This is a genomic window from Paenibacillus chondroitinus NBRC 15376, assembly GCF_004000765.1.
Lineage (GTDB): Bacteria > Bacillota > Bacilli > Paenibacillales > NBRC-103111 > Paenibacillus_E > Paenibacillus_E chondroitinus.
This window is the reverse complement of record NZ_BILW01000009.1, coordinates 183,703-193,170: the sequence shown is the minus strand read 5'-3', so window position 1 is coordinate 193,170 and position 9,468 is coordinate 183,703. Positions and strand designations below refer to the sequence as shown.

The following is a 9,468-nucleotide window of genomic DNA, read 5'->3' as shown; positions in this document are numbered from 1 at the left end:
AGCCGACTCGGGCAGGAGAACGGCTGCTGCCGCCAGCGAGCGGTCGAAAAAGGCCGTCTCGGCGGCTGGGCGGTGATTAACGGACGAGAAGGCTGGCTCGAGAGAGCCGAAAAGGCCGTCTCGGGCAGGAGAACGGCTGCTACCGCCAGCGAGCTGTCGAAAAAGGCTGTCTCATCCGCACGGCGCTAATTGACCTAAGTTTTTAACGACATGAAAGGGGAAGCTCAGATGTCCATATATAAAGCTCTGACCATCGCCGGCTCCGATAGCGGAGGGGGAGCAGGAATTCAGGCCGATTTAAAGACGTTCCAAGAGCTGGGCGTCTACGGCATGTCGGTGATTACGGCCGTGACCGCGCAGAACACGCAAGGCGTTCAAGGCGTGTTCCCGATGAGCGCCCAGGCGGTGGAACAGCAGTTAGCGTCCATTGGAGCCGATTTGCGACCGGATGCGCTCAAAACGGGGATGTTATTCTCATCTGAAATCATCCAAATCGTAGCTGCTGCGATAGAAAGCTACAAATGGGAGCGGGTTGTCGTCGATCCCGTCATGATCGCCAAAGGCGGAGCTTCTTTGCTTCAACAAGAGGCGATAGACGCCATGATTGAATACCTACTGCCGCTGGCTGACGTGGTCACGCCAAACATTCCGGAAGCGGAGGCGCTTAGCGGGATATCGATCACAGATAGCGAGTCGCGTCAGCAAGCAGCAAGAAAAATTCATGCATACGGCTGCCAGCATGTGATGATCAAAGGCGGACATGAAGCGGATTCGGTTTATGCTACGGATTTGCTCTATGACGGAAAGTCGTTCACAGAGTACTCTTCCCGACGTCTACATACACCGCATACGCACGGTACAGGCTGCACATTTGCTGCGGCTATTACTTCTGGACTTGCGCAGGGTTTGCCAGCTTCTGAATCTTTACATTTGGCTAAAAATTTCATCCAAGCTGCCATCGCCGAACCACTGTATATAGGAAGCGGCCATGGGCCAACGAACCATTGGGCTTACCAGCGGGGGCAAAGGCTGGAGGGCGCTGTATCCTCCAACACAATAATAGTGAGTCACGATGTTTACGCTGGAGGTACGCGATGACGAGGGAAGAACTGCGCAGAGCGCTGCGGTTGTATTTGGTGATGGGCAGCCCGAATTGTGGAGGGGCTGACCCTTATGCGGTGCTGGAGGCGGCGATTGCCGGCGGCATCACGATGTTTCAGCTCCGCGAGAAAGGCGCCGGGGCCCTGCAGGGGCCGGCGCTGCTCGAGCTGGGCGCCCGGCTGCGCCGCTTGTGCGCGCAGCACCGGATCCCTTTCATCGTCAACGACGATGAAAGGCTTGCTCTAGAGCTGGAGGCCGATGGGATTCACATCGGCCAAGAGGACGCCCCAGCCGCCGCCGTGCGGCAGCGGCTGAAGCATATGATCGTGGGCGTGTCAGCCCACGATCTGGGGGAGGCGCAGTCGGCGCTGGCCGAAGGCGCCGACTACCTGGGCGTAGGCCCCCAATACGCCACGCGCACGAAGCTCGATGCGCGTGAGGTCCAGGGGCCTGCCATGATTGCCCGGATGCGCGAAGGCGGCATCCGGCTGCCCTTGGTTGGCATCGGGGGCATCGATGCCACGAATGCTTTGCCCGTCATCCGCGCAGGGGCGGATGGCGTGGCGGTTGTGAGCGCGATTGCTGGCGCGCGCTCCCCGCAGGACGCAGCGTCGGAGCTGGATCGCATTTTAAACATGCCGTAGTCGTTAATACAATTACCCATTTAAAGGAGGTCATGATGTGACAACAAGCAAGAACAGCAGCCCCGTGAAAGACGTTCAAGTTTCTACATTTCCTGGCAGTAAAAAGGTGTATCTACAAGGGTCGAGACCGGATATCCAAGTACCTGTGAGGGAAATTTCGCTCGGGACATCCACGAATATTCACGGCGACGAAGTAGCGAATGAGCCTGTACATGTGTATGATACAAGCGGTATTTATACGGATACCGAACAAAATACCAATATTCGCCAAGGGCTGCCGGCTAACCGCTTGCCATGGATTGAAGAACGCGGGGACGTAGAAGCCTATGAGGGACGTGAGGTAAAGCCGGAAGATAACGGACTTTCGTCGCCGGATGCAAGAGGAGCTGCGGAAGTATTCCCTGGATTAAATCGCAAGCCGCTTCGAGCTAAGCCGGGTTGTAACGTAACCCAGATGCACTATGCCCGCAAAGGGATCATAACGCCCGAGATGGAGTATATTGCGATTCGCGAGAATCTGGATAGTGAGTTTGTGCGGAATGAAGTGGCGCTTGGCCGTGCTATTATTCCTTCTAATATTAATCACCCGGAAAGCGAGCCTATGATCATCGGACGCAACTTCCTGGTGAAAATCAATGCGAACATCGGAAATTCCGCTGTCGCTTCTTCCATTGAGGAAGAGGTGGAGAAGATGACGTGGGCGACCCGTTGGGGCGCAGATACGATCATGGATTTGTCGACAGGTAAAAACATACATACAACGCGTGAATGGATCATCCGTAATTCACCGGTTCCAGTAGGTACGGTGCCTTTGTATCAAGCACTTGAGAAAGTCAACGGTAAGGCCGAAGACCTCTCATGGGAAGTGTATCGGGATACGCTGATTGAGCAGGCGGAGCAAGGGGTCAGCTATTTTACCATTCATGCGGGCGTGCTGCTGCGTTACATTCCTATGACCGCTCAGCGTGTAACGGGGATCGTGTCTCGCGGGGGATCCATTATGGCCGCCTGGTGTTTGGCGCATCACCAAGAGAACTTTCTGTATACGCATTTTGAAGAGATATGCGAAATTATGAAAACCTACGACGTCGCCTTCTCTCTTGGCGACGGGCTGCGTCCCGGTTCGATCGCCGATGCGAACGACGAAGCGCAATTCGCCGAATTGGATACGCTCGGCGAACTGACCAAAATCGCTTGGCGCCACGACGTCCAAGTGATGATTGAAGGGCCGGGTCATGTGCCGATGCACATGATCAAGGAAAACATGGACCGTCAGCTGGAAGTCTGCGATGAAGCGCCATTCTACACGCTAGGACCGCTGACGACGGACATTGCGCCGGGTTACGACCACATCACCTCCGCCATTGGTGCGGCGATGATCGGTTGGTTCGGCACGGCGATGTTGTGTTATGTGACGCCGAAGGAGCATCTCGGCCTCCCGAACAAAGAGGACGTCCGTGTTGGGGTCGTCACCTACAAGATCGCTGCGCATGCCGCCGATCTGGCCAAAGGGCACCCGGGCGCGCAAATTCGCGACAACGCGCTGTCGAAGGCGCGCTTTGAGTTCCGCTGGCGCGACCAGTTCAATCTCTCGCTCGATCCGGAGCGGGCGATCGAGTATCACGACGAGACGCTGCCGGCCGAGGGCGCCAAAACAGCACACTTTTGTTCCATGTGTGGACCGAAGTTCTGCTCCATGAGAATCACGCAGGATATCAGGCAGTACGCGCATGCACGGGGGCTGGACGAAGAGTCGGCGGTGAGCAGCGGGATGCTGGAAAAGTCTCAAGAGTTCCGTAAAGCGGGAAACCAAATTTATAGTTAAAAATTATGGGACGTTTTGCGCCTTTCTTGGTGACAGAAACGTCCCTTTTTGCTACCATAGAGAATAAAGCTTAACTTCGGTAATTCGTTAACGCGTTGAAACATTTAAGTGAGGGGGATGTCGATGAGCATTGCAGAAACGGCAATTGACATGATTTCCTTTTCGCATTATGATACGGTTAAAAAGATTTGACCGTCGTTTAATTAATCTCGCAAGAGATTAAAAGTTGACCAACAGACGCTTGTTTACACGGCAAAATTGGTACATGAGAGGGAGGTCGAATCCAGGATGAAGCTGCAACCGGTCTATATTATTGAAGAGTTAGAACAATTAAAAACGATAAGTGATCCACTGCGCGCCAAGGTGCTGCTTTATCTCATCGAGAAAGCGTATACCGGCCAACAATTGGCTAAACTATTAGGAATGGCGCGTGCCAAAGTACATTATCATTTGAATGAGCTGGAAAAGCATGGATTGATTTCAGTGATACGTACGGAACTCAAGAATGGTATCGTTCAAAAGTTTTACCGTGCCGTCGCGCGTGGCTTCGTGCCTAGCGAAGCGCTGCTCCCCTATGTTTCCGAGGTAGAGAACTACTACCGTGAGAGAACCTTGAGCGTGCTTGCGCGTGCCAGACGCAGAGCGATTAATGCCCCGGAAGAGGCGTTTCAAATTCCCTCTGCAGACCGTGCGCATTGGCCAATTATTATGACGCAGGTCGAAGTCAAAATGAGCAAAGAAAAATATGCGGAATGGCTTAGAAAGTTTCGCGCCCTTATTTTTGAACTCGATTCTCAGCAGGAAGAGAACGGGGAATGGTTTTACTTGACGACAGTCGGCTTCCAGACGAATGAGCCGTCTTTTGACCCAGTGGATGAAGTAGAGAAGAAATAGAGGAGAGATAGATATGTTAGATCCAAGATTAACGAAACTGGCTGATGTGCTTGTGAATTATTCGGTTAAAGCGCAGCCTGGCGAAAATATTTTGATCGAAGCTTACGGCATCGATAACGCGCTTGTCAAAGAACTCGTGAAAAAGATTCACGCAGCCGGCGCTCATCCTTATGTTAACGTGCGGGACCATGCGGTCATTCGCCAGCTTGTTATGGAAGGAACAGAAGCTCAAATGCAAACTTGGGCGGATGTGGATGCTTTCCAAATGAAGAAAATGCAAGGCTACATAGGCGTGCGCGGCGGAGCTAACATTTACGAGCTATCGGATATCCCGGCGGACCGGATGAAGCTTTACAATTCTATTTACTATCAACAAGTTCACTTTGATGTTCGTATAAAGGATACAAGATGGGTCGTTCTTCGTTACCCGACTTCTTCCATGGCGCAGCTGGCTAGCATGAGCACAGATGCTTTTGAAGAGTTCTATTTCAACGTATGTACGATGGATTACGGCAAAATGTCCAAAGCGATGGACGCGCTGAAAGATCTGATGGATCGCACGGATAAAGTGCGTCTGGTCGGTCCTGGAACGGATTTGACGTTCTCGATCAAAGGAATCGGCGGCGTGAAATGCGATGGCGAATTGAACATCCCGGATGGTGAAGTTTACTCCGCACCGGTTCGTGAATCCGTGAACGGCGTTATTTCCTTCAATACGCCTACGCCGCATGACGGCTTTATTTTCGAAAACATCGTGCTTGAATTTGAAAATGGGAAAATCATTAAAGCGACGGCAAACGATACGGATCGTATTAATGAGATTTTCGATATGGATGAAGGCGCTCGTTATGTTGGGGAATTCGCGATTGGCGTGAACCCGTTCATCCAACATCCTATGAAGGATACGTTGTTCGATGAGAAAATCGACGGCAGCTTCCACTTCACACCAGGCAACTGCTATGACGATGCTTACAACGGCAACAAGTCCTCGCTGCACTGGGATATCGTGAACATCCAACGTCCGGAGTACGGCGGCGGCGAGATTTGGTTCGACGATGTGCTGATTCGCAAGGACGGCATTTTCGTTCTGCCTGAGCTTTTGCAGCTGAACCCGGAAAATTTGAAATAATTTGATTGATAAGGTCCTCTAGATCCCGCTGCACCTGTGCAGGGGATGGGGGGCTTTTTGTTTTGAGGTGGCGTTATAGCGGCAGATACGCGCGCATAGAAACAGCCCCCGTCCTATGACGGGGGCTACGTGCGCTATCAGCCCCGCCGCTGCTGCGCCTGGTACTGGCGCGGGGGAAGGCCGACCGCTTTTTTGAAGGTGCGGATGAAGTTGGAGTAGTCGTTGAAGCCGGCCAACTGGCATGTATCCGTGACTGTAGAGCCTTCGCGGAGCAGCTGCTTCGCTTTGTTAATGCGCTTAAATAAGATATGCTCATGAATGGTGCTGCCGGTATGTTTTTTGAATAGTCGGCAAAGATAGGAGCGATTCATAAACACAACATGCTCCAACACTTCGAGCGAGAGATCCTGATCCAGATTTTCGTCAATATACGTAAAAAGGGAGGACAACTTATCAGGTATCATGACCTGATCCTCTTGTTTGCCTTGATTGAGGAAAATCCGGTTAATAAACACGAGCAGCTCGGTAAAGGCGGCCACAAATAAAATGTCCGATCCAGGCAACGCTTGAGGGCGCGTGTACAGCTCCATGCGCTCGAATATTTTCAGGAAGTCATCAATTTGCTGGGGATTCAGACGCATCCGGTTTTGTTCGCCGAACTTGCGGTTATTGAAGCAGTGCAGCAAATCAAACTGAGAAGAATTCAGGTTTGCGAGCAGCGCAGGATTAAAGTGGATGACGCAGTTCTCATACCGCTGTTTTTTGGATTGGAAATTAGGCCTGTGAAGCTCGTTGCTGTGCATGATTAACAGATCGCCATACTGCAAATGATAGACCTGCTTTTCGATAAAATAGTGGACATCCCCGGTTAGGAAAAAATAGATTTCATATTGATCCTGATGCTGATGGAAATCCATCGGCCGCGGCTCATTCGTCAAGGTATGGCGGAAATTGATCAACTGATGAAGATTTTGGTATAGATCCTGCATGAGAGGTTCTCCTCTATTAAACTGGAGTCAATATTAGCAAACTTTTGCCCAATTAATGCAATGAATACGTTTTTATTATACTGCAAAATAAAGAAGAGTTAAACAAACAAGCTATTCTACTTACAACGATGATCGATACTCTAAGGAGGATTCAATATGAAATTGTCTATTTTTACAGTAGCAACACCTGACTTAACACCTGAGGAACTGGCCAAGGCAGCAACAGCAGCAGGTATTGAAGGGATTGAATGGCGTTTTAAAGATACTCCGGCGGAAGTGGCTAACGAGAAGCCGTCTTTCTGGCGTAACAATCTTTGCTCCATTGATCCAAGTGCTTCCGATGAAGAATTGGAGCGTTTCAGACTTATTGCTGTTAACAATAACCTGGTGAATTTAAGCGTTACTCCTTACTTGAATGACTGCAATGTGAATGAAACTGAGCGTGTATTTAAAGCGGCGAAAAAAGTAGGAGCTTCTTTCATCCGTTGCGGAGTTCCTAATTATGATAAAAGCGTAAACTATAACGATTTGTTTGCAAAAGCTACGGACTATCTGCACCACGTGCAAGAGTTTTCGCAGCAATATGGCATCAAGGCGTTGGCTGAAATCCACCATAACACAATTACTCCAAGCGCGGGGCTGTCTCATCGCCTGGTTTCACAGTTCAATCCAGACCACATCGGCGTGCTGCATGATGCAGGCAACATGGTCCACGAAGGTTTCGAGAACTACCGCATGGGTCTTGAACTGCTAGGGCCATACCTGGCACATGTGCATGTGAAAAATGCGCAATGGGTACCGACAGGTGAAACGCAAGACGGCATTAAGCTTTGGAAAAGCGAGTGGGCACCGATTGACGCGGGTATCGTGAACTGGAAACAGCTGCTGGTTGATTTGAAAGCAGTTGGATACGACGGATACCTTGGCATCGAAGATTTCAGCGGTCAATACGGCTCGCAAGAAATGCTGAACAATTTCTCTTCCAAAGTGAAAGAATGGTTAGCTTAAGTTGTTAGATCAAAGTCTCATTCGCTCAAGCAAGGGCGGGTGGGACTTTTTTTGTGTAGTTTTTGGGCGATAAGCCATATTGACAGTCCGCGAACCCCCGTGTGACAATAAGGGAAGGTATAACAAAAGGCATAACAACAAAATAATTCAAAAGTGAGTGAGCGCGATGAGGGATCGGCTGAAGCAGGATACCGGACAATCGCATAAAACCCTCTTTTTTAAAATGGGACCGTATGGAAGAGAACATCTTCCGTACGGTCCCTTTCTTTTATTAAAGCGAGAAAGGGGTCTGAATAGACATGGCGATGATATATGAAGAGAAGCTGCAACAAGATGACGGAGGAGGCCAACCTCCGGTGAAATTAGATGGTGAGCAGTTGACGCCGGCATTAGTGGCAGCGGTTGCTTACGAAGGGGTGCCTGTGGCACTGGAGGAAGAAGCGATGAAACGCGTGGTGAAGTGCCGCGTTATGGTGGAGGAGCTTGTCGCGACAGGCCAAGTGGTGTATGGCGTCACGACGGGTTTCGGGAAATTCAGCGACGTACGCATTTCCCCGCAGGACGCGGTACAGCTGCAGCTCAATCTGATCCGCAGCCATGCTTGCGCGGTAGGCAGGCCGCTGCCGGAACCAACCGTGCGGGCGTTGATGCTGCTGCGCGCAAACGCCCTGGCCAAAGGGCACTCCGGCATCCGGCCGGAAACGCTCCAGCTGCTGGTCGATTGCATCAATGGCGGCGTGCATCCTATTGTGCCGGAGCAGGGCTCGCTTGGCGCAAGCGGGGACTTGGCGCCGCTGTCTCATCTGGCGCTCGTGCTGATGGGCGAAGGCGAGGCCATCTACCAAGGGCAGCGCCTGCCGGGCGCTCTGGCGCTTGCCAAAGCAGGCCTGAAGCCGATTACGCTTCAGGCGAAAGAAGGGCTTGCCTTGATCAACGGCACGCAGATTATGGCCTCGATCGGCACGTTGGCGTTCGTCAAAGCGGAGCGCCTCGCACGGATCGCGGATGTCATCGCGGCGATGACGGTGGAGTGCTTGCGAGGCATCCCGGACGCTTATGCCGATGAAGTGCAGCGCGTTCGTCCTTACCCGGAGCAGATCGGGGTAGCGGGTAACCTGCGCACGCTGCTGCAGGGCAGCAAGCTGACGACACGCCAGGGCGAGATTCGCGTGCAGGACGCCTATTCCTTGCGCTGCTTGCCGCAGGTACATGGTGCGACGCGCCAAGTTCTTGGTTATGCGGGAGACAAGATCGCCATAGAGATTAATTCAGCGACAGATAATCCTTTACTATTCGTGGATAAAGGACTTGTCATCTCGGGAGGCAATTTCCACGGGCAGCCGATTGCTTTTGCGATGGATTTTCTGAAAATCGGCATGAGCGAGCTTGCGAACATTTCAGAACGCCGCACGGAGCGGCTGGTGAATCCGGCGTTATCCGGCGGACTGCCTGCTTTTCTCAGTCATAACCCTGGTGTCGGCTCCGGCATGATGATTACTCAGTATGTCAGCGCATCGCTTGTGTCGGAGAATAAAGTGCTGGCTCACCCTTCCAGCGTAGATTCCATCCCGTCTTCGGCGAATCAGGAGGATCATGTGTCGATGGGGACCACGGCAGCGCGCCATACGGCCCAAGTGATCGACAATGTGTCGAAGGTGCTGGCGATCGAACTGATCTGTGCAGCTGAAGCCGCCGAGTTCCTTGGTAGCGAAGGTCTTGCGCCGGCCACTCGCGTGCTGTACGACAATCTGCGAGCGGTCGTCCCGCCCGTGATTGAAGATCGTTCCACCTCTCATGAGATTGAGGAAGTAGCTGCTGCGCTGCTGGAAGGCAAATGGCTGCGAGCCGTTGAGGCAGTTACAGGTTCGTTATTTTAAA

Annotated in this window: 9 protein-coding genes; 8 read left to right on the top strand and 1 reads right to left on the bottom strand. The window is 52.0% G+C overall.

Going from position 1 to position 9,468, the window contains the following annotated elements; all coding sequences use genetic code 11:
- From PCH02S_RS36190 to PCH02S_RS13565, 6 genes are all read left to right on the top strand, one after another.
- Positions 1 to 189 (top strand): hypothetical protein (locus PCH02S_RS36190; RefSeq protein WP_218033153.1); only part of this gene is annotated, 189 nt, incomplete at its 5' end.
- Positions 190 to 228: 39 nt separating this feature from the next.
- On the top strand, positions 229 to 1,098 hold the full coding sequence (gene thiD / locus PCH02S_RS13585) for a bifunctional hydroxymethylpyrimidine kinase/phosphomethylpyrimidine kinase (protein WP_127453798.1): 870 nt from the start codon (positions 229 to 231) through the stop codon (positions 1,096 to 1,098).
- Positions 1,095 to 1,745 (top strand): thiamine phosphate synthase, encoded by a 651-nt coding sequence (gene thiE / locus PCH02S_RS13580; RefSeq protein ID WP_127453796.1) that lies wholly within the window; start codon positions 1,095 to 1,097, stop codon positions 1,743 to 1,745. The genes thiD and thiE overlap by 4 nt, the downstream gene beginning before the upstream one ends.
- 37 nt (positions 1,746 to 1,782) lie before the next feature.
- Positions 1,783 to 3,570 carry a phosphomethylpyrimidine synthase ThiC gene (gene thiC / locus PCH02S_RS13575; protein WP_127453795.1) on the top strand — a complete coding sequence of 596 codons (1,788 nt, stop codon included), beginning with the start codon at positions 1,783 to 1,785 and terminating at the stop codon, positions 3,568 to 3,570.
- 288 nt (positions 3,571 to 3,858) lie between these two features.
- On the top strand, positions 3,859 to 4,464 hold the full coding sequence (locus PCH02S_RS13570; RefSeq protein ID WP_127453793.1) for an ArsR/SmtB family transcription factor: 606 nt from the start codon (positions 3,859 to 3,861) through the stop codon (positions 4,462 to 4,464).
- Positions 4,465 to 4,477: 13 nt separating this feature from the next.
- Positions 4,478 to 5,593 carry an aminopeptidase gene (locus PCH02S_RS13565; RefSeq protein ID WP_127453791.1) on the top strand — a complete coding sequence of 372 codons (1,116 nt, stop codon included), beginning with the start codon at positions 4,478 to 4,480 and terminating at the stop codon, positions 5,591 to 5,593.
- A 137-nt stretch (positions 5,594 to 5,730) separates the two neighbouring features.
- Here the strand turns inward: PCH02S_RS13565 and PCH02S_RS13560 are convergent, their stop codons facing one another.
- Positions 5,731 to 6,582: an AraC family transcriptional regulator gene (locus PCH02S_RS13560; protein ID WP_127453789.1), complete on the bottom strand. Its 852-nt coding sequence runs from the start codon at positions 6,580 to 6,582 to the stop codon at positions 5,731 to 5,733.
- Positions 6,583 to 6,738: 156 nt separating this feature from the next.
- Here PCH02S_RS13560 and PCH02S_RS13555 point away from each other — a divergent pair, with 156 nt between their 5' ends.
- Together PCH02S_RS13555 and hutH are read left to right on the top strand one after the other, a co-directional pair.
- A complete protein-coding gene (locus tag PCH02S_RS13555; protein WP_127453787.1) occupies positions 6,739 to 7,590 on the top strand; it encodes a sugar phosphate isomerase/epimerase family protein in 852 nt (283 codons plus the stop codon).
- 305 nt (positions 7,591 to 7,895) lie between these two features.
- Positions 7,896 to 9,467, top strand: a complete 1,572-nt coding sequence (gene hutH / locus PCH02S_RS13550) for a histidine ammonia-lyase (RefSeq protein ID WP_127453827.1) — start codon at positions 7,896 to 7,898, stop codon at positions 9,465 to 9,467.
- Position 9,468 lies beyond the last annotated feature (1 nt).